We start from the raw sequence: 21,629 nt of genomic DNA, 5'->3' as shown, positions 1-21,629 counted from the left end.
CTGGTTTTGGTGAAGGAAGAAGATGACGGTGGTAGTGGAGAAGACGAAGACGAGGAAGAAGACGAGGGTGAAGGAGCGGCTGGTGGTACATCTGGCAGCACAGAAGCCCAGAGCGATGATGAAGATGAGGATGAAGAGTAATTATCTTCTGTGAATTTCGTCTCTTCAATGTAGTGTAAATAAAATTCTGGAGATATTTCTATCTCCAGAATTTTTTGTGTTAACAGAAGAAATAAAAAAGAAAGTATAGCGAGAAGAAAAATTTATTGATGGTTGTGTTTTTGAAAGCACACAAGATAAGAATTACTTTCAGTAATAAAGTGTTTGTGTATCAATAAAACAGTACTAATCCAGATCATCACTGCCAAAGTGAAATTGGTTTTATACAGATTAGCGTTTCTTTTACGATAATGCTTCAACTTATGAAGGGCTTGAATTTTGGCAGAAGAGTCACGTACTAAAATAACTCACGCTGGCAAACTAGGATATAGCTTTCGTCGACATATGCACGAAAGATTTATAGAGACTTTCTTGTTTTTGTCGGCGCTACTTTCGATAGCGATCATGCTCGCTATCGTTGTGATGCTAGTAAAAGAATCGTTGGTTTTTTTTCAACATGTATCAATTTGGCAATTTGTAACCGATACGCAATGGACGCCATTATTTGATGACGCTCACTATGGGATAATGCCGTTGGTTTCCGGCACCATAGTCAGCTCATTAATTGCTCTACTGGTTGCACTTCCACTCGGAACAATTATCGCTATTTACCTTTCTGAATTTGCGCCATTTACTGTGCGTGAAATGGCGAAACCCTTCTTGGAGTTGCTGGGTGGCGTGCCGACAGTGGTATACGGTTATTTTGCGTTATTATTCGTTACGCCATTGTTGCAAATTATTTTCCCTGAATTGCCTGGTTTTAATTTGCTGTCTGCCGGATTGGTAATGGGAATAATGATTATCCCCTATGTGAGTTCAATGACTGAGGATGCCATGCGGGCGGTTCCGATGAATCTCCGGGAAGGCTCTTATGCGATGGGCGCTACACGCTTTCAAACGGCTATCCGAGTTGTAATGCCAGCTGCTTTTTCTGGGATAGCCGCTGCATATATTCTGGGTATATCACGTGCAGTAGGAGAAACAATGGTGGTTGCAATTGCGGCTGGGATGCAGCCAAATTTAACCTGGAATCCCATGGAACCCGCTGCAACCATTACTGCATATATAGTCCAAGTCAGCTTGGGTGATTTACCTCACGGTAGTATTGGCTATCAAACAATTTTTGCTGCCGGATTAACTTTATTGCTGATAACGCTTCTGTTTAATATCATTGGACATGTATTGCGTAAACGGTATAGAGAAATTTACTAACAATTAACACGGTCAGAAAGTGAAAATATTTTGGATGGTTTTTTGTAATGAAGAGTGTTAACAATCTAGAAGAAATCAGAAAGATTATCGGATTACATAAGAAATGGGATCTGATTTTTATGATTACCGGAATTGTTGCCCTCATGATTGCGGTATTAACCTTTATGGCTTTGTTTGCTCATATGCTGGTAGATGGGATGCCACGGCTGTCGTGGGAATTCTTTACATCTTTTCCTTCGCGCCGGCCTGAATCAGCAGGAATTTTATCGGCTTGGGTTGGAACAACCCTGGTGATGCTTGTAACCGCATTTGCCGCGGTACCATTAGGAATCGGATCGGGTGTGTATTTGGAAGAATATGCGCCGAAGAATTTATTAACCGAAATCATAGAGATCAATGTAACTAACTTGGCGGGTGTACCCTCGATCATCTATGGTTTGCTCGCATTAGGATTATTCGTTTACCAATTGGGTTTCGGGCAAAGCATTTTAGCTGCCGGACTTGCTTTGGCGTTGCTTATTTTGCCGGTCGTTATTGTTGCAACTCGCGAAGCAATACGGTCAATTCCAGTATCAATAAGGGAAGGTGCATATGCACTTGGTGCGACTAAGTGGCAAACGGTTTCTGATCATTTGTTACCGTATTCGTCTGCGGGGATTCTAACGGGTATTATTATCGGTCTGGCTCGAGCGATTGGTGAGACTGCGCCGATTATTACGATCGGTGCGTTAACATTTATTGCATTCTTACCGCCTTCACCCGTGAAAAGTGAGTTTCCTTATCTATCCATCGAATGGCTGACAGCACCTTTTACGGTGATGCCGATACAGATGTTTAACTGGGTGTCACGGCCGGAAGAAGCATTCCAATTAAATGCGGCTGCCGCTGGACTGGTATTGGTAGTTATGACGCTAGCAATGAATGGTCTGGCGATTTATTTGCGTTATCGCATGCGAAAAAATATTAAGTGGTAAGAGCAATGCAAATCAATTCTGAAAAACCAATAGAAACGATCCAATATAAATCAGAAGTTAAGAACCTTAGTTTTTACTATGGGGGATTTAATGCGCTGAAGAATATCGATATGGTCTTGCACGATAAGAGGATCACTGCCTTAATAGGGCCATCCGGATGCGGGAAATCAACATTTCTGCGCTGTTTTAATCGAATGCATGATCTATATCCCGGTAATCGCTATGAAGGCGAAATTATTCTTCACCCGGATGATGTCAATATTTTGGCTTCAAACGTTGATCCAATTGAAGTGCGGATGAGGATAAGCATGGTTTTTCAGAAACCGAATCCTTTTCCTAAGTCTATTTATGAAAATGTTGCATATGGGCTTCGCGTGCGTGGGATTAAGCAACGTGCTATTTTGGATGAAAAAGTCGAAGCGGCGTTACGCAATTCCGCGCTATGGGATGAAGTAAAAGATCGATTACACCACTTGGCCTTCAATCTTTCCGGAGGACAACAGCAAAGGCTGTGTATCGCAAGGGCTTTGGCAACAGACCCGGAAATATTGCTGTTTGATGAACCGACTTCCGCGCTTGATCCCATAGCGACAGCTAGTATCGAAGAATTAATAACTGATTTAAAAAATAAGGTAACGATCCTGATTGTTACGCATAATATGCAACAAGCTGCGAGAGTTTCCGATTACACCGCCTATATGTACTTAGGTGAATTAATCGAATTTAATGTGACAGATACCATTTTTATTAAACCGAAGAATAAGCAGACGGAAGATTATATTACCGGACGATTCGGTTAAATATAATCTAAAGGTTTGGAAACTGATATTCATCATGAAAGCATGAGAATGTATGAAGTAGATATGATCTCGGTTAGAGATAGTATCTAAAGTTAATAATAAGGATATGCAAGCAATTCTTTGCCGTCTGTATCAGCGGACGACGATTATGGAATCATAATTGACTTAGTAAAGAATCAAATGTAGCATTCCCCCCTTTTAGGAAGCAGAGGTAAGTGGTAAAAATGCGCGAAAAGATGGTTGCGGGTAACTGGAAAATGCACGGCAGTTTAGTTGATAACAAGCAGTTGCTAGATGAAGTTGCGGCTGGAGTGGATGGATTAAAAGAAGCTCGCCTGGCGGTTTGTGTTCCTTATCCTTATCTTTCATCAGTACAAGATGCATTGCGGAGTACCAATATAGCTTGGGGTGCTCAGAATGTAAGCCAGTACGAAAAGGGTGCGTATACCGGAGAGGTTTCAACATCAATGCTAAAGGATTTTGGATGCCGGTATGTCATTGTTGGGCACTCTGAAAGAAGAACATTATTTGGCGAAAATAACACTATCGTTGCAGAAAAGTATTTAGCTGCACAATGTGCAGGCATAACACCGATTTTATGTGTGGGTGAGACACTAGAGCAGCGCGAAGCTGGAACTACCGAGCGAGTAATAGAAGATCAGCTTACGGCAGTTATCCGATTGGCAGGCATAGAATCACTGAGTCAGGCGGTCGTTGCATATGAGCCAATATGGGCTATAGGCACAGGTAAGACGGCATCTCCTCAACAAGCACAAGATGTTCACTCGTTTATTAGAACCGGTATTGCTAATGAGAATGCTAGTGTCGCCCGGGAATTAGCCATACTTTATGGCGGCAGTGTGAAAGCTAATAATGCACCTGAATTATTCGCGATGCCGGATATAGACGGTGGTTTGATAGGTGGAGCTTCACTTATTGCAAGTGAATTTATAGCGATTTGCCGTGCTTTGCATCACTAATTTTTAGGGAGTGGTACACATTGGAAATTATAGTTTGGGCAGCACATGTTTTGCTGGCGATTGTACTTGTGGTTTTGGTATTATTGCAACATGGTAAAGGTGCAGATATGGGTGCGGCATTCGGTAGCGGTTCTGCGGGCAGTTTGTTCGGTGCAAGCGGGTCTGCCTCATTTCTGAGCCGCGCTACTGGTTTTGTCGCGGCAATGTTTTTTGCTACGAGCATGAGTTTAACCTATCTGTCAGTAAATCAAACTGAGAGCTCAACGAGTGTGATGAGTTTAATGGATCAGGCCGAAGAGTCTGAAAGTGCATCTGAGGTAGGAGCAGAAAAAAAGTCAATTCCAGATCACGATCAAAATGGGCCTGAAGCAGAGAGTGGCTCAAAAGTAAATCAGATACCAGAATAGTTTTTACGGAATTTTTTGTAAGGCAGCCTGTTGATCATAATATGAAAATTGCTTTGCTGCCGACGTGGTGGAATTGGTAGACACGCCGTCTTGAGGGGGCGGTGGCGTAAGCTGTGCGAGTTCGAGTCTCGCCGTCGGCACCACACAAAGATGATATATTCTTGAGAACTTTATACTTATTCATGATTTAAATTCTATTAATTGGAATGATTGAATTATTTAAAAATGCTTGAAAATTATTTTCCGATCTTATTGTTTTTGATTGTTGGATTCCTAGTGGGTGTCGTTCCGATGTTATGCGGATGGTTATTAGCGCCCAATCGCCCGGATAGCGAGAAACTTTCTCCCTATGAGTGCGGATTTGAAGCTTTTGAAGATGCCCGTATGAAATTTGACGTACGCTACTACTTGGTTGCAATTTTATTCATTTTATTTGATCTGGAAATTGCTTTCTTGTTTCCTTGGGCGATTGTGCTTGACGAAATAGGCTTATTTGGATTTATTGCAATGATGATATTCCTAGGTATCTTGGTCGTAGGTTTTATTTACGAATGGATGAAGGGTGCATTAGAGTGGGATTGATGTTATGAGTATTGAAGGAACACTTGAGAAAGGATTTGTTACAACCAGTTTGGATTCAATCATAAACTGGGGGCGGACAGGTTCGATGTGGCCAATGACATTTGGCTTGGCTTGTTGTGCGGTTGAAATGATGGAGACCGGTGCATCACGCTATGATCTTGATCGTTTTGGTATTGTTTTCAGACCAAGTCCTCGTCAATCGGATGTGATGATTGTTGCCGGTACGCTCTGCAATAAGATGGCGCCCGCTTTACGCAAGGTTTACGATCAAATGGCAGAGCCACGATGGGTGATATCCATGGGGTCCTGTGCAAACGGAGGCGGATATTATCATTATTCATATTCGGTAGTTCGTGGATGTGACCGTATCGTGCCTGTTGATATTTATGTGCCTGGTTGTCCACCGACAGCTGAAGCTCTGCTGTATGGCATTATTCAGCTACAAAATAAAATAAACCGTACCAATACTATTGCACGCTAACGCTATGTCTACTACTCAATTGGAGAATCTTGCGGCAGCATTGAAGGATGTGCTGGGCGATAAGTTGGTTGGTTTGCAAACACATTTCGGTGAAGTAACGATCGTAGTACGTGCGGAAGATATCATCACTACGTGTACAAATTTACGAGACAACTCTCAGTTAAGATTTGATACGCTGATTGACCTGTGTGGCATTGATTACTCAACTTATGGTGATGAATTATCAGCAAGACATGGTCTGCGCAATAAGCGGTTTGCTGTGATTTATCATATACTCTCAGTAGAAAAGAACTCTCGGTTACGCATTCGGGTTTTAGCCGAAAATAATGAATTTCCGAGTGTGGATTCAGTGACTGAAATTTGGCCAACTGCTAATTGGTTTGAACGCGAGGCGTTTGATCTCTATGGGATAGTTTTTACGGGTCATCCAGATTTGCGTCGCATATTGACAGACTATGGTTTTATAGGCAATCCGTTTCGCAAAGATTTTCCAATTACTGGTCATGTTGAAATGCGCTATGATGCAGAGCAGAAGCGCGTCATTTACCAACCTGTTACTATCGAACCGCGAGAAATCACACCACTTGTAATTCGTGAAGAGCATTATGGCGACTGTGAATCATAACGATTATTGAGTTTCTTGCATTGTATTTTATAAGAATTTTATGAAGTAACTTATGGCCGAAATACGTAATTACACCATGAATTTTGGACCGCAGCACCCGGCAGCTCACGGCGTGTTGAGGCTTGTATTGGAATTGGATGGAGAAGTTGTAAAACGTGCTGATCCGCATATTGGATTATTGCATCGTGCTACTGAGAAATTAGCAGAAAATAAAACATATCTCCAATCCGTACCGTATATGGATCGGCTCGATTATGTTTCGATGATGGTCAATGAACATGCGTATGTCATGGCAATCGAGAAGCTACTGCAAATTGAAGTACCAATCAGAGCGCAATATATCCGGGTTATGTTCGATGAAATCACCCGTATACTGAATCACCTATTATGGATTGGCGCGCATGCATTGGATGTCGGTGCGATGACAATGTTTTTATATGCATTCCGTGAGAGAGAAGATCTGATGGATTGTTACGAAGCAGTATCCGGCGCCAGACTGCATGCTGCCTATTATCGGCCCGGTGGTGTCTACCGTGATCTGCCGGATACAATGCCTAAATATCAATCCTCTAAAATTCATAGTGAAAAAGAGACGCGCATACGGAATGCAAATAGAGAAGGCACGCTTTTAGATTTTATCGAAGATTTTACCAATCGTTTTCCAACCTATGTTGATGAATACGAAACATTGCTGACAGATAATAGAATCTGGAAGCAGCGCTTGGTTGATATTGGTATTGTTTCTCCTGAACGTGCCAAAGCATTGGGTTTTACCGGTCCTATGCTACGCGGCTCAGGGGTCGAATGGGATTTAAGAAAGAAACAACCTTATGAGGTTTACGACCGCCTTGATTTCGATATACCTGTCGGAGTAAATGGCGATTGTTATGATCGCTATTTGGTGCGTATGGAAGAGTTCCGCCAATCTAATCGCATCATTAAACAATGTGTTGATTGGCTACGTAAAAATCCAGGGCCGGTGATTACTGATAATCATAAAGTTGCCCCGCCTTCGCGTGTTGGCATGAAACAAAATATGGAAGAAATGATTCATCATTTCAAATTATTTACAGAAGGATTTCATGTGCCTCCGGGCGAAGCCTATGTAGCGGTTGAACACCCCAAAGGTGAGTTTGGTATTTATTTAGTATCAAATGGTGCAAATAAACCCTACCGTTTGAAAATACGTGCACCTGGATTTGCGCATCTGGCTGCTTTGGATGAAATGTCGAGAGGTCATATGATTTCTGATGTGGTCGCTATCATTGGTACGCAAGATATAGTATTTGGTGAGATAGATAGATAACGATGTTAAGCACTGAATCCCTTAAGAGAATTGATCGCGAAATCGCGAAATATCCACTTGATCAGAAACAATCTGCCGTCATGTCAGCACTTGCAATCGCACAAGAAGAAAAAGGCTGGCTTGCAAACGAAACCATGAATTTCGTCGCAGAATATTTAGGTATGCCGCCTATCGCGGTTTATGAAGTGGCCACGTTTTACAATATGTATAACCTGGAACCCGTTGGCGAATATAAAATTACGGTGTGTACCAATCTGCCTTGTGCTTTGTCGGGTAGTAATGATACGGCAGCATATTTGAAGCAAAAATTAGAGATTGGTTTTAATCAAACAACACCGGATGGAAAATTCACCCTTAAAGAAGGCGAGTGTTTTGGCGCCTGTGGCGATGCGCCAGTATTACTGGTTAATAACAAACGTATGTGCAGCTTTATGTCCAATGAGATGATCGATAAATTGCTGAAGGAACTGGACAAATGAATCAGTTTCCGCAAACATTAATGAACGGAGTGAATCCTTCAGATCCTGAAAATTGGCGGCTTAAAAGTTATGAAAAACGTGAAGGATATGCAGCGCTCAGAAAAATACTGGCGAAAAAAATTTCTCCTGAGGAAGTGATTGAAGAAGTTAAGAAATCAGCCCTTCGTGGGCGAGGCGGAGCTGGCTTTCCAACCGGATTAAAGTGGAGTTTCATGCCGAAAGGGTATGAGGGCGATAAATATATCGTATGTAATTCGGACGAGGGAGAGCCAGGCACCTTCAAGGATCGCGATATAATGCGATTTAATCCTCATCTGCTGATCGAAGGAATGATAATAGCAGCGTATGCCATGGGTGTAAAAGCAGGATATAACTATATTCATGGCGAAATATGGGAAACCTATGAACGTATGGAAGATGCTATTGAAGAAGCGCGAGCAGCAGGTTATCTGGGAAATAATATATTAGGCTCCTCGTTCAGTTTTCAATTGCATAATCATCATGGCTATGGTGCTTATATTTGTGGTGAAGAAACCGCACTATTGGAATCCATAGAAGGTAAGAAAGGCCAACCACGTTTTAAACCACCGTTTCCAGCGAATTTTGGTTTGTATGGCAAGCCGACTACGATTAATAATACTGAAACTTTTGCTTCGGTTCCTTGGATTGTTCGGAATGGTGGAGAAAAATATCTTCAGCTTGGAAAGCCAAATAACGGCGGGACTAAAATTTTTTCAGTATCGGGACATGTGAATAAACCCGGTAACTATGAAATACCGCTTGGAACTCCGTTTACAGAATTACTGGAACTCGCTGGCGGTATGCGTGGTGGACGGAAGTTAAAAGCCTGTATTCCAGGCGGATCGTCCATGCCAGTATTGCCTGGTGACATTATGATGCAGACGGATATGGATTACGATTCGATCGCCAAAGCCGGTTCTATGTTAGGCTCTGGTGCTGTTATCATCATGGATGATACGACCTGCATGGTCAGAGCACTGGAGCGGTTGTCTTATTTTTATTTTGAAGAATCCTGTGGGCAATGTACGCCATGTCGTGAAGGAACAGGATGGCTTTATCGTATTGTCAACCGTATTGAGCATGGTAAAGGCCGGTTGGAAGATTTGGAATTACTGGACAACATCGCAGACAATATACAAGGCCGGACGATTTGCGCTTTAGGCGATGCTGCCGCGATGCCTGTTCGTGCGATGATTCAACATTTTCGAAGCGAGTTTGTTTACCATATAGAACATAAGCAATGTATGGTCTGATTTTAGCTGTTAAGTAATCAGAGCATATCAACTTTATAATTCGTGATTAACACAAGAATTTTAGCCGATGGTCAATATAGAAATCGACGGTAAGCAAGTATCTGTTCCTAAAGGAAGCACCATCATGGATGGTGCGAAGCAGATTGGCGTTTATATTCCACATTTTTGCTACCATAAAAAATTATCCATAGCAGCCAACTGCCGTATGTGTTTGGTGCAAGTAGAAAAAGCGCCTAAACCGCTGCCTGCTTGTGCAACTCCCGTTATGGATGGCATGAAGGTATATACACATTCTCAGCAAGCAGTTACTGCGCAAAAAGGCGTGATGGAATTTCTGCTGATCAATCATCCGCTTGATTGTCCGATTTGCGATCAAGGTGGTGAGTGTCAACTGCAAGATCTTGCTGTTGGATATGGTGCAAGCGGTTCGCGATATACCGAAGCAAAACGAGTCGTTGTTAACAAGAATCTAGGTCCCTTGATTTCAACCGATATGACACGCTGCATTCATTGCACGCGTTGTGTGCGCTTTGGTCAGGAGATTGCTGGAATTATGGAACTTGGAATGGCTGGACGTGGAGAGCATTCTGAGATTCTTGCCTTTGTTGGTAAGACGATTGACTCCGAGTTATCCGGTAATGTGATTGATCTCTGTCCAGTAGGTGCTTTAGTCAGTAAACCGTTCAGATATTCAGCGCGAACCTGGGAATTGTCACGTAGAAAATCAATTAGTCCGCATTGCGGCTTGGGTTCTAATCTTGTTGTACAAGTTAAACAAAACCGTGTCATGCGGGTGCTTCCTCGGGATAATGAAGCGATTAATGAGTGTTGGTTATCCGATAAAGACCGGTTCTCCTATGAAGGTTTAAATTCGGAAGATAGATTGACGCGCCCCATGATCAAGCGCGAAGGTCAATGGTTTGAATGTGACTGGCAAGAAGCTCTGGAATTTACCGCACATTCGTTACAAACAGTTAAACAAAGACATGGTGCAAAAAGTTTAGCGGCACTTGGTTCCGCACACAGCACATCGGAAGAGCTATATTTATTGCAGAAGCTGATACGCGCTATGGGCAGTGGCAACATTGATCATCGCTTACGGCAGTCTGATTTTCGTGCGGATAAAAATATACTGGGTGTTCCGTGGTTAGGTACCAGTATCGCGGATATTTCACAATTGAAATCAGCGTTAATTATCGGTAGTACGCTGCGCAAAGATCATCCGCTTATTGCGCAACGAATGCGTCAAGCTGTTAAAAATGGCATGAAGCTGAATATTGTGAACCCGGTGGATGATGATCTGTTGGTTAAGGTTGCACATAAAGCAATAGTTTCTCCGGTTTCAATAACCAGAGTTTTAGCGGAAATTCTAAAGGCTGCTGCTGAGATTAAAGGAACCGAACTAACTGATGAATTAAAGCAATTGGTCAATTCAATCAACATTCCGAGCACTGCCAATGCTTTCGCAATTGCTTCCAGCTTAATAGATAATGCGCCGGCAGCGATTTATTTGGGAAATATTTCGCAACACCATCCGGATTATTCAATAATTGGACTGCTTGCAGATTTAATTGCCCGAATAACTGGTGCAAGTTATGGTGTATTGGGTGAATCTGCAAATAGTGTAGGTGCTTATTTAGCTGGCGCTATACCGGAAATCAGTGCTATATCGATTGCTGCAAAATTAAATGACACTGAATCAGGATTAACCGCAGCGCAAATGCTGCAATCCGATGATGACTTGGCGAAAGAAAAATGTAAGGCATTCATATTAATGAATGTGGAGCCGGAGTTTGATACTTACGATTCTTATCAAGCGCTTAAAACCATTCAATCAAGTGAATTTGTAGTATCGCTTACTGCATATAAAGGTAATGGCAAAGATTATGCGGATGTATTGCTGCCGATCACCCCATTTACAGAGACTTCTGGTACTTATGTCAACACTGAAGGTAAAGTGCAAAGCTTCAACGGTGTTGTTTCTCCATTAGGAGAAGCGCGTCCGGCGTGGAAAGTTTTGCGAGTACTAGCGAATTTGCTGGAGTTAGAAAAATTTGATTATGAAACGACAGAGCAGGTCCGTGAAGAAATTTTCCCTGCCGACGTAGAGATCAATCAGTATTTGAATAATAAGTCGAAGCGTTACGATACCGCGATTGCGATAAATGAGAGCCATCATATACAGCGTATTGGCGAAATCCCAATTTATCAAGCTGATCCGATTGTTCGCCGGGCTGAATCTTTGCAAGCTACGCATGATGCGGCTCAGCCGAAAGCATGGATGCCAGCAGCAATGCTGGAAAAATTGGGTATCACCGCAGGCGATCAGGTAAGAATTAAGCAAGGAGAGGGATTTGTGCAGCTTGAAGCCGCTCAGGATGAAAAATTACCAGTGAATTGTGTCCGCATAGCAGGCGCGCATCCTAAGACGATTGCATTGGGTGCTTTATTTGGTGAAATTGTGCTGGAAAAACTGTGATGGCGATAGTTGGAGTTTATTAATGGAGAGCATTCAACAACAGTTTGTGGAAATATTTGGAACGGAATGGGGTTCCATGCTGTTTTCGTTAGCGACAAACATGACATTTATTTTTGCCATTGTGGTGCCTTTGCTATTGGGCGTTGCCTATTTGACATTTGCTGAACGTAAGATCATCGCTTATATGCAAATTCGCGTTGGTCCAAATAGAGTGACCTTTTTTGGCATACCTTGGCTGCGCGGATGGGGGCAACCGATTGCTGACGCTGTAAAAGCAATCATGAAGGAAATAGTTATTCCGACTGGCGCAAACAAATTCCTCTTTATCTTGGCTCCAGTGTTAACGATTATGCCAGCGTTGGCGGCTTGGGCAGTAATTCCTTTTTCTCCTGAATTGATTCTGGCTGATATTAATGCAGGGCTGCTTTATATTCTTGCAATGACATCAATGGGCATTTACGGCATTATCATTGCTGGTTGGGCATCGAATTCTAAGTATGCTTTTTTAGGTGCCATGCGCTCAGCCGCTCAAGTGGTTTCATATGAATTGGCGATGGGCTTTGCCTTAGTGTGTGTTTTGATGATGTCACAAAGCTTGAATTTAGGTGATATCGTGAATGGACAACAGGGTAATAGTTTTTTGAATTGGTATTTGATTCCGCTGTTTCCGATGTTTCTGGTTTATTTAATTTCGGGCGTGGCCGAAACTAACCGGGCTCCTTTTGATGTGGCAGAAGGAGAATCAGAAATTGTAGCGGGATTTCATGTTGATTACTCAGGTATGGCCTTTACGGTATTTTTTCTGGCTGAATATTCCAACATGATATTGGTAGCCACATTGACATCCATCATGTTTTTGGGGGGATGGCTACCTCCTGTTGATATAGCACCATTTACACTAATACCAGGTATTATTTGGTTATTATTGAAGATTGCATTTATTCTTTTCTTTTTTCTATGGTTTCGTGCAACTTTCCCGCGCTATCGATATGATCAAATCATGCGATTGGGTTGGAAGATATTTATTCCCATTACACTTGTATGGATTGTTTTGTTGGGCTCGATCATGCAATTGCCAGAATCGATTCGGAATACATTTCCGTTAAATATTTGGTTTTAAAATAGAGAAAAATACAATGGATCGTATCAAAAAGTTTTTTAGTACCTTTTTATTGTTTGAGTTATTAAAAGGTATGGCAGTTACAGGCCGGTATTTATTTAAACCAAAGATAACTGTACATTTTCCTGAGGAAAAAACACCACAATCGCCACGATTTCGTGGTTTGCATGCTCTGCGCCGCTATCCAAACGGGGAAGAGCGTTGCATAGCTTGTAAATTGTGTGAGGCTGTTTGTCCAGCAATGGCAATTACTATTGACTCAGAGCAACGCACAGACGGCACGAGACGGACAACACGTTACGATATTGATTTAAGCAAGTGTATCTTTTGTGGTTTTTGTGAAGAATCTTGTCCAGTAGATTCGATTGTAGAAACACGCATATTGGAATATCACGGCGAAAAAAGAGGTGATCTGATCTATACCAAAGAAATGTTGTTAGCTGTTGGAGATCGTTACGAAGAACAGATTGCCAAAGATCGAGAAGCTGATGCACGTTATCGCTAAGTCTTGCTGGTAGATAAAAATGAATTTTCAAGATATTTTATTTTATATTTTTTCAGCCATTTTGGTTGCGTCAGCACTGGGTGTTATTACGGTGCGGAACCCAGTTAATTCGGCGTTATTATTGGTGCTGGCTTTTGTTACTTGCGCAGGCTTATGGTTGCTGCTGGAGGCAGAGTTTCTAGCAATTGCTTTGGTGTTAGTATACGTCGGTGCGGTCATGGTATTGTTTTTATTCGTAGTTATGATGCTCGATATCAATCTGGATCGATTGCGAGAAGGATTTTGGAAATGGTTTCCATTTGGTGCGACGATTGCATTAATAATAGTCGCAGAGATATCGATGGTGTTGATGGGGAAATATTTTGGACTGGAAGAAATGCCGACACCCAGACCACACGATGCTGATTATAGTAATACAAGAGAACTGGGTCGCTTGATTTATACGGAATATGTTTATGCTTTTGAATTAGCGGCAGTGCTGTTATTGGTTGCGATGGTTGCAGCTATTGCGCTGACATTACGGCATCGCGAAGATAAAAGATCGCCGAATCCATCCAAACAAGTCAAAGTTAGAAAAGAAGATCGGTTACGTATAGTGACAATGCCAGCTGAAAAAAAGGAATGACGAAATCATTCCAAAGAATTTGTGACGATTTATAAAATATAAAAAGAGGTTGTTAGTTTGATATCGTTATCTCATTATTTAGTCCTTGGAGCAATTTTGTTTGCCATTGGTTTAGTGGGCATTTTTCTCAACCGAAAGAATGTCATTATTTTACTGATGTCGATTGAATTGATGCTATTGGCTGTTAATATGAATTTTGTTGCATTTTCGCACTATCTGCAGGATATATCGGGGCAAATCTTTGTGTTCTTCATTCTGACCGTTGCAGCAGCAGAATCAGCAATTGGATTAGCGATTCTTGTGGTGTTGTTTCGTAATATGCGAACGATTAATGTGGATGACTTGGATGAACTTAAAGGTTAAACAGGTCATACAGAACGATTGAAGTACCTATCATTAATAAAAAATAATTGATCGAGATGCAAAAACTTTACTTACTGGTGTCGCTAGCTCCGTTGATCGGTGCGATTATCGCTGGATTATTCGGACGTTTCATAGGACCGACATGGAGCCATCGTGCGACTATCGGATTGGTTTTTGTTTCCTTAGTTGCATCGATCATTATTTTCATGGATGTCCTGGAAGGTAACAGCTATAACGGTAGTGTTTATACTTGGTTAATTTCAGGTGAAACGCGATTTGAAGTTGGTTTTTTAATCGACCAATTAACTGCAACCATGATGGTTGTAGTCAGCTTGGTTTCTCTTATGGTGCATATTTATACCATTGGGTATATGCATGACGATCCAGGTTATCAACGTTTCTTCAGTTATATCTCATTATTTACCTTTTCGATGATGATGCTGGTGATGTCGAATAATTTCTTACAGTTATTTTTCGGCTGGGAAGCAGTTGGCTTAGTTTCTTATTTATTAATTGGCTTTTGGTATACTCGACCGACTGCAATTTATGCTAATTTAAAGGCTTTTTTAGTTAACCGGGTTGGTGATTTTGGTTTTCTTCTAGGGATTGCGTTGGTGTTAATGCATTTTGGTACTTTGGATTACGCATCGGTTTTTGCACAAGCACCGGGAATAGTAGACGAGAAGATTGAATTAATTCCTGGTATGCCATGGCTGGTGATAACGCTGATCTGTATCCTGTTGTTTGTTGGTGCAATGGGTAAATCTGCGCAATTTCCATTGCATGTTTGGTTACCTGATTCCATGGAAGGCCCCACCCCGATTTCAGCATTGATCCATGCGGCTACTATGGTGACAGCAGGCATTTTCATGGTGGCACGCATGTCTCCTCTATTTGAATTGTCCGATACCGCATTAACAACAATTTTGATTATTGGCGGTATCACCACCTTATTTATGGCACTGATTGCGGTGGTTCAGAATGATATCAAACGGGTTGTCGCGTATTCCACATTATCCCAATTAGGCTATATGACGGTTGCATTGGGCGCTTCTGCTTATTCGGCTGCGATTTTCCACTTGATGACTCATGCTTTCTTTAAAGCTGTTTTATTCTTAGGTGCGGGTTCTGTCATCATAGCCATGCATCATGAGCAAAATATGCAGAAAATGGGTGGACTTAAAAATTATATGCCTATCACTTATTTGACGATGTTTATTGCAGCATTAGCAAGTGCTGGTGTGCCTGGTTTTTCCGGTTTCTTCTCTAAGGATGCAATCATTGAAGCTGTTCATTTTGCCAATATACCAGGTGCTGGTTTCGCTTATTTTTGTGTATTGGCTACGGTTTTTGTCACCGCATTGTATACATTCCGTTTGATATTCATGACGTTTCATGGTCAACCTCGAATGGATAAGCATACCAAAGATCATCTTCATGAATCACCTTGGGTGGTAACTTTGCCACTGATAGTACTTGCCGTACCGACAATTGCGGCGGGATGGTTTATCGGTCCGATCGTTTTTGGTGATTATTTTAATAATGTAATTCATGTCTTGCCGCAGCACGATGCGATAGCGAAACTGGGAGCAGAATTTACCGGAATCGGCGGCATGATGATGCATGCTTTATCGACGATACCTTTTTGGTTGTCAGTTGCGGGTATATTCACCGCTTGGTTTTTATATAACGTAAGAACGGATATTCCTGCAAAAATTAAAGCTCGCTGCGGTTTCTTATATAACTTGCTGGATCGTAAATACTACATTGATGAATTGTATTCATGGTTATTTGCGGGTGGTTCACGCGCTTTAGGAACAGCTCTATGGAAGTATGGCGACATTAAAGTGATTGATGGTTTCTTTGTGAATGGGGCAGCTCGAGTAGTTGCACTATCAGCAGCTTTGGTACGGCAGTATCAGACCGGTTATATCTATCATTATGCGTTCACTATGATTGTCGGTATATTTGTTATCTTGACGTTATGGCTTTACTAACTTTTAATTAAGTCGTGAATCCTAGATAGCAATGATTCGAATACGTAAATAAGTACTAACAAATAAAACGGAATAAGCATGTCGTTTGAATTCCCACTATTGAGCTTAATTATTTGGCTGCCTATTGTTTTTGGCATTGCCGTATTTACAACTGGAAACGATAGTAACGCGCAACTTGCTCGTTGGTTAGCGCTAGCAGGATCAATACTCGGTTTTCTAGTTGCAATTCCGCTGTATAGCAATTTTGATGTCAGCACAGGTGCAATGCAGTTTGTGGAAAATCATGTCTGGTTTGAACGATTCAATGTGAATTATCACCTGGGAGTGGATGGCATATCGATGCCGCTCATTTTATTGAACTGTTTCATAACGCCACTGGTTGTTGTAGCTGGCTGGGAAGTGATTAAAGAACGTGTATCTCAATATATGGGCGCGTTTCTAGTCATGTCCGGTATTGTGAATGGTGTTTTTGCTTCACTGGACGCCATTCTGTTTTATGTGTTTTGGGAAGCATCGTTGATTCCTATGTTTTTGATCATTGGTATCTGGGGTGGTCCTAATCGAGTTTATGCCGCGATCAAGTTTTTCCTGTATACCTTGCTTGGTTCCCTACTCATGCTGATTGCACTTATTTATTTGTATCAAGCATCAGAAGGTAGCTTCTCGATCGAAGATTATCACAAACTGGCTATTCCACTGACACCGCAAATTTTTATTTTTATTGCGTTCTTGCTGGCTTTTGCAGTTAAAGTACCGATGTGGCCGGTGCATACCTGGTTACCGGATGCGCACGTGGAAGCACCAACCGGAGGATCTGTGGTTTTGGCGGCGATTCTGCTAAAGCTGGGAGGATATGGGTTTCTACGTTTCTCGTTACCGATTGCACCCGATGCCAGTTTGTATTTGGCCGACATGATGATAGCGCTATCTTTAATAGCTGTTGTTTATATCGGTTTGATCGCACTGATGCAAGCTGACATGAAAAAATTGATTGCTTATTCATCTGTGGCGCATATGGGATTTGTGACCTTGGGTTTCTTTCTATTGAATACCTATGGAATAGAAGGCGCCATGGTGCAGATGATTTCGCATGGATTTATTTCCGGTGCTATGTTTCTTTGTGTTGGTGTGTTGTATGACAGATTGCATTCTCGGCAGATTGCTGATTATGGTGGGGTGGTGAATAAAATGCCTGCATTTGCAGCGTTTTTTATGTTGTTCGCAATGGCAAATGCCGGGTTACCTGGAACAAGTGGTTTTGTGGGTGAATTCATGGTCATTATGAGTGCTGTCAAAGTTAATTTTTGGTATGCATTCTTGGCTGCAACAACGCTGATTTTTGGTGCGGCTTATACATTGTGGATGTATAAGCGGGTGATATTCGGTGCCGTCGCAAGTCCTGCAGTCGAAGGTTTGCAGGACATCTCCAAACGTGAATTTGCATTATTGGCCATCTTGGCTATCACCGTATTATGGTTTGGTGTGTATCCTTATCCGTTAACGGAGATCATGCATACAACAGTTGATCAATTGTTAACGCATGTTAACAACAGCAAACTGTAAATTAAACAATCCGAGACAATAATAATTCCTGATATAAGTATTTCCTCATATAAGGATTAAGAATTAATGAATTTTATACCGCCTGATTTTGCACCAGCTTCTTCTGAGATATTTATGCTCATCATGGTGTGTGTCGTTATGCTGGCTGATCTTGCTGCGGGTGACAATCGACGCTATGTTGCTTACCTGTTGACGCAGGTAACACTATTGGGTTGTGCGATACTGACCTTTGTATCATTTTCGACAGAAATTAAACACACTTTCCACGGAATGTATGTTGACGATACGATGGCCGATATCTTGAAACTGATGGTGTATGGCACTGTGTCGGTGGTACTCGTGTATTCCCATTCGTATATCAGTGATCGCGGTATGCTGCGAGGCGAATTTTTTAGCTTGATTTTGTTTGCAACCTTGGGAATGATGGTGATGATTTCCGCCAGTCATTTTCTAACATTATACATTGGCTTAGAGTTACTTTCGTTATCGCTTTATGCATTGGTTGCATTAAGACGCGAATCTATCGTAGCCACCGAAGCTGCCATGAAATTCTTCGTGTTAGGTGCTTTAGCATCCGGATTCTTACTGTATGGTATGTCGATGGTTTACGGAGCGACAGGAACTTTGCATGTTTCTCAACTTGCTCAAATTATTCAGAGCGAGGCAAGCAGTAAGGAAGTACTGGTTGTCGGCTTGGTATTCATTGTAGCCGGGATTAGTTTCAAGCTTAGCGCTGCTCCTTTTCACATGTGGGCTCCCGATGTTTACCAGGGCTCTCCTACGGCGGTGACATTATTTATCGGTTCTGCACCCAAGTTGGCGGCCTTTGGTTTTGTAATGCGCCTGCTGGTTGAAGGTATGGGTGAAATGGTCTCGGATTGGCAAGGTATGCTGGTGATTCTGGCTGTTCTGTCGATGGCTGTGGGTAATATTGCGGCAATCGCTCAAACTAATATCAAGCGCATGCTTGCGTACTCAACCATTTCTCATATGGGTTTCTTATTGCTTGGATTTATCAGCGCAGATTTCAACGGATATAGCTCAGCTTTATTCTATGTCATTGCTTATGTATTGATGACATTAGGCACCTTTGCCATGATCATGCTGTTGTGTCGGAATGGATTTGAGGCTGAAAATATTGATGATTTCAAAGGACTCAGTAGAAGAAGTCCTTGGTATGCTTTCATTACGTTAATGTTGATGCTTTCGCTGGCAGGTATACCGCCAATGATCGGGTTTTATGCGAAATTTGCTGTACTGCAAGCAGTTGTCAATGCGGGATATGTTTGGTTGGCAGTTGCTGCGGTATTGTTCTCACTGATTGGCGCATTTTACTATTTGCGCATAATCAAATTGATGTATTTTGATGAACCTGAAACAACAGAGCCGCTTGTACTTAACAGTGATGTGAAAATTCTGCTGAGCGCAAATGGTTTCGCTGTGTTAGCGCTGGGTATCTTCCCTCAATCCCTGATGGGATTGAGTCTTTACGCAATCCAGAACTCTATGTAGTAATCGAATCAATAAAGGACGTCTGCAGATAGATATCCTCGTGGTGATTGTATATAGTGACTACTCAAAGTAACGATCATGGTTAACTGAGTAGTCATTTCTTTTTGTTATTCCGTTCCAGCTTTTCTCAGCACTAAGTGTTTTGCAGAAAATGTTTTTGGAAAACTCACCAGATTAATTGAAAACATTAATTTGTTATCAAGTCATCTTGAATTTCTCGATGTAATCCCCATATCCATGCAAAATATTTGAGGAGATAAACGTGCAAGCTGAAACATCCAAAGAACAATTAAGCTTCCAAACGGAAGCAAAGCAATTGCTAAAACTCATGATTCATTCCTTGTACAGTAATAAGGAAATTTTCTTGCGTGAATTGATTTCAAATGCTTCCGATGCGGCTGATAAATTGCGTTTCGAGGGACTCACGGATGCGGCGCTGTATGAATCGGACTCCGATCTTAAAATCCGAGTGAGTTACGATGTTGACGAGCGAACAATTACCATTTCCGATAATGGCATTGGGATGTCGCGGCAAGAAGTTATTGACCATATTGGAACCATCGCTAAATCGGGCACTCGCGAATTCTTTAATTCTTTAACCGGAGATCAAGCTAAAGACGCGCATTTAATCGGTCAATTCGGTGTTGGATTTTATTCCGCATTTATCATTGCCGATAAAGTCACTCTGGTCACCCGGCGCGCAGGATTGACTGAAGAGCACGGTGTGCGCTGGGAATCCAGTGGTGAGGGGGATTACACCCTGGAGACCATCGCAAAGCCTGGACGAGGTACCGATGTCATCTTGCATCTGCGCAAAGACGAAGATGAATTTCTCAATGGCATGCGCATTCGCAATATCATTCGCAAATATTCGGACCACATTACACTGCCGATCGTAATGAAAAAGGAAGAATGGTCGCAAGAAGAGAAGAAAAATAAAATTACCGATGAAGACGAAACGATTAACCAGGCTAATGCGCTGTGGGCACGTTCCAAGAATGATATTACTGCCGAGCAATACAATGAATTTTATAAGCACGTGGCGCATGATTTTGAACCGCCGCTTGCGTATCTGCATGCGCGCGTAGAAGGTAAACAAGAGTACACGCAGCTGCTGTATATTCCTGCGCGTGCGCCTTTTGACTTATTCGATCGCGAACGCCGGCACGGCATCAAGTTATATGTGCAGCGGGTATTTATTATGGATGACGTAGAAAAACTGCTACCGAATTACCTGCGTTTTGTTCGTGGTGTGATTGATTCTAATAATTTGCCACTAAATGTGTCTCGTGAAATCTTGCAGGAATCCAAAGACATTGACTTAATCCGCGCTGGTGTGATTAAAAAAGTATTGGGTTTGATCGAAGATTTATCCAAAAGCGATGATGAGGAAGGAAAAGAAAAATACAAAACTTTCTACCGGGAATTTGGCCAAGTTTTAAAAGAAGGTGTTGGGGAAGATTTTTCTAACCGTGAGCGCATCGCGAAATTATTGCGTTTTATTACCACGCAGAGCGATGTTGACGAACCAACGATTTCGCTGGAAGCTTATGTGCAGCGCATGAAAGAAGGTCAGGAAAAGATTTATTACGTAACGGCAGATAGCCTGAAGGCAGCTAAAAATAGCCCTCACTTGGAAGTGTTCCGTAAGAAAGGCATTGAAGTGTTATTACTATCGGATCGGGTGGATGAATGGCTGGTCAGCAATCTAACTGAGTTTGAAGGTAAGCCGTTGCAGTCAGTCGCCAAAGGTGGTTTGGATCTGGGAAATTTGGAGGATGAAACCGAAAAAGAAGAACGTGAAAAAGAAACCAACGCCTTTCAGGAATTAACAGAAAAAATGAAACAAACACTCAGTGAACAAGTAAAAGATGTGCGTGTTACTTTTCGCTTGACTGAATCGCCCGCTTGTCTCGTTGCAGATACCTATGATATGAGCGGTAATTTGGAAAGATTGCTGAAATCTGCAGGACAAAATGTGCCTCATGCCAAACCGATTCTGGAAATTAATCCGCATCATCCGATGGTGCAGCGATTGAAAAACGAGGTCGAAAATTTCGAGGATTGGAGTCATTTATTATTTGATCAAGCATTGTTGGCGGAAGGTGGTCAGCTTGAAGATCCAGCCGCTTTCGTGAAAAGGCTTAACGAATTGTTGCTACTGAAATCCTAAGTTTAATTCTGCT

The 21,629-nt window shown here is 42.0% G+C and carries 20 protein-coding genes and 1 tRNA gene; all 21 read left to right on the top strand.

Features of this window, described 5'->3' with window-relative positions:
• The first annotated feature begins 504 nt into the window (after positions 1–504).
• The 21 genes from pstC to htpG all read left to right on the top strand — a co-directional run bounded on the left by pstC (position 505) and on the right by htpG (position 21,616).
• Positions 505–1,371, top strand: coding sequence for a phosphate ABC transporter permease subunit PstC (pstC, locus tag DU481_RS10905; RefSeq protein WP_350134418.1), 867 nt, complete (start codon positions 505–507; stop codon positions 1,369–1,371).
• 47 nt (positions 1,372–1,418) lie between these two features.
• The gene (gene pstA, locus DU481_RS10900; protein ID WP_350134414.1) at positions 1,419–2,345 is read left to right on the top strand and encodes a phosphate ABC transporter permease PstA; all 927 of its coding nucleotides are present in this window, start codon (positions 1,419–1,421) and stop codon (positions 2,343–2,345) included.
• Between the two features lie 5 nt (positions 2,346–2,350).
• On the top strand, positions 2,351–3,145 hold the full coding sequence (gene pstB, locus DU481_RS10895) for a phosphate ABC transporter ATP-binding protein PstB (protein WP_090319168.1): 795 nt from the start codon (positions 2,351–2,353) through the stop codon (positions 3,143–3,145).
• Between the two features lie 224 nt (positions 3,146–3,369).
• Complete coding sequence (gene tpiA, locus DU481_RS10890) at positions 3,370–4,125, top strand: triose-phosphate isomerase (RefSeq protein ID WP_350134416.1); 756 nt, start codon at positions 3,370–3,372, stop codon at positions 4,123–4,125.
• Between the two features lie 20 nt (positions 4,126–4,145).
• On the top strand, positions 4,146–4,532 hold the full coding sequence (secG, locus tag DU481_RS10885) for a preprotein translocase subunit SecG (protein ID WP_350134412.1): 387 nt from the start codon (positions 4,146–4,148) through the stop codon (positions 4,530–4,532).
• A 58-nt stretch (positions 4,533–4,590) separates the two neighbouring features.
• A tRNA-Leu gene (locus DU481_RS10880) sits at positions 4,591–4,675 on the top strand.
• A gap of 82 nt (positions 4,676–4,757) precedes the next feature.
• Positions 4,758–5,114: an NADH-quinone oxidoreductase subunit A gene (locus tag DU481_RS10875; protein ID WP_107804165.1), complete on the top strand. Its 357-nt coding sequence runs from the start codon at positions 4,758–4,760 to the stop codon at positions 5,112–5,114.
• Positions 5,115–5,118: 4 nt separating this feature from the next.
• Positions 5,119–5,595 (top strand): NuoB/complex I 20 kDa subunit family protein, encoded by a 477-nt coding sequence (locus tag DU481_RS10870; RefSeq protein WP_090319159.1) that lies wholly within the window; start codon positions 5,119–5,121, stop codon positions 5,593–5,595.
• Between the two features lie 4 nt (positions 5,596–5,599).
• Positions 5,600–6,220, top strand: a complete 621-nt coding sequence (locus DU481_RS10865) for an NADH-quinone oxidoreductase subunit C (protein ID WP_350134410.1) — start codon at positions 5,600–5,602, stop codon at positions 6,218–6,220.
• A gap of 52 nt (positions 6,221–6,272) precedes the next feature.
• On the top strand, positions 6,273–7,526 hold the full coding sequence (locus DU481_RS10860) for an NADH-quinone oxidoreductase subunit D (protein WP_350134408.1): 1,254 nt from the start codon (positions 6,273–6,275) through the stop codon (positions 7,524–7,526).
• Positions 7,527–7,528: 2 nt separating this feature from the next.
• Entirely contained in the window at positions 7,529–8,005 is a 477-nt protein-coding gene (nuoE, locus tag DU481_RS10855) for an NADH-quinone oxidoreductase subunit NuoE (RefSeq protein WP_350134406.1), read from the top strand.
• Positions 8,002–9,279, top strand: a complete 1,278-nt coding sequence (gene nuoF, locus DU481_RS10850) for an NADH-quinone oxidoreductase subunit NuoF (RefSeq protein WP_350134404.1) — start codon at positions 8,002–8,004, stop codon at positions 9,277–9,279. Before nuoE ends, nuoF begins: the two co-directional genes overlap by 4 nt.
• Before the next feature lie 67 nt (positions 9,280–9,346).
• The gene (gene nuoG, locus DU481_RS10845) at positions 9,347–11,758 is read left to right on the top strand and encodes an NADH-quinone oxidoreductase subunit NuoG (RefSeq protein WP_350134402.1); all 2,412 of its coding nucleotides are present in this window, start codon (positions 9,347–9,349) and stop codon (positions 11,756–11,758) included.
• Between the two features lie 22 nt (positions 11,759–11,780).
• Positions 11,781–12,878, top strand: a complete 1,098-nt coding sequence (gene nuoH / locus DU481_RS10840; protein ID WP_090319137.1) for an NADH-quinone oxidoreductase subunit NuoH — start codon at positions 11,781–11,783, stop codon at positions 12,876–12,878.
• Between the two features lie 16 nt (positions 12,879–12,894).
• A complete protein-coding gene (nuoI, locus tag DU481_RS10835; protein WP_350134400.1) occupies positions 12,895–13,383 on the top strand; it encodes an NADH-quinone oxidoreductase subunit NuoI in 489 nt (162 codons plus the stop codon).
• Positions 13,384–13,402: 19 nt separating this feature from the next.
• Entirely contained in the window at positions 13,403–14,008 is a 606-nt protein-coding gene (locus DU481_RS10830; RefSeq protein WP_090319131.1) for an NADH-quinone oxidoreductase subunit J, read from the top strand.
• 57 nt (positions 14,009–14,065) lie between these two features.
• Entirely contained in the window at positions 14,066–14,371 is a 306-nt protein-coding gene (nuoK, locus tag DU481_RS10825) for an NADH-quinone oxidoreductase subunit NuoK (RefSeq protein ID WP_090319128.1), read from the top strand.
• Positions 14,372–14,427: 56 nt separating this feature from the next.
• Positions 14,428–16,368, top strand: coding sequence for an NADH-quinone oxidoreductase subunit L (gene nuoL, locus DU481_RS10820; protein ID WP_350134398.1), 1,941 nt, complete (start codon positions 14,428–14,430; stop codon positions 16,366–16,368).
• A gap of 78 nt (positions 16,369–16,446) precedes the next feature.
• A complete protein-coding gene (locus DU481_RS10815; RefSeq protein ID WP_350134396.1) occupies positions 16,447–17,931 on the top strand; it encodes an NADH-quinone oxidoreductase subunit M in 1,485 nt (494 codons plus the stop codon).
• A gap of 66 nt (positions 17,932–17,997) precedes the next feature.
• Positions 17,998–19,443: an NADH-quinone oxidoreductase subunit NuoN gene (gene nuoN / locus DU481_RS10810; protein WP_350134394.1), complete on the top strand. Its 1,446-nt coding sequence runs from the start codon at positions 17,998–18,000 to the stop codon at positions 19,441–19,443.
• 262 nt (positions 19,444–19,705) lie between these two features.
• Positions 19,706–21,616 (top strand): molecular chaperone HtpG, encoded by a 1,911-nt coding sequence (gene htpG / locus DU481_RS10805; RefSeq protein ID WP_350134392.1) that lies wholly within the window; start codon positions 19,706–19,708, stop codon positions 21,614–21,616.
• The last annotated feature ends 13 nt before the right edge of the window (positions 21,617–21,629 follow it).

Source organism: Nitrosomonas sp., assembly GCF_040240425.1.
Taxonomy (GTDB): Bacteria; Pseudomonadota; Gammaproteobacteria; order Burkholderiales; family Nitrosomonadaceae; genus Nitrosomonas.
The sequence above is the reverse complement of the archived record's forward strand: the minus strand, read 5'-3'. Positions and strand labels throughout refer to the sequence as shown.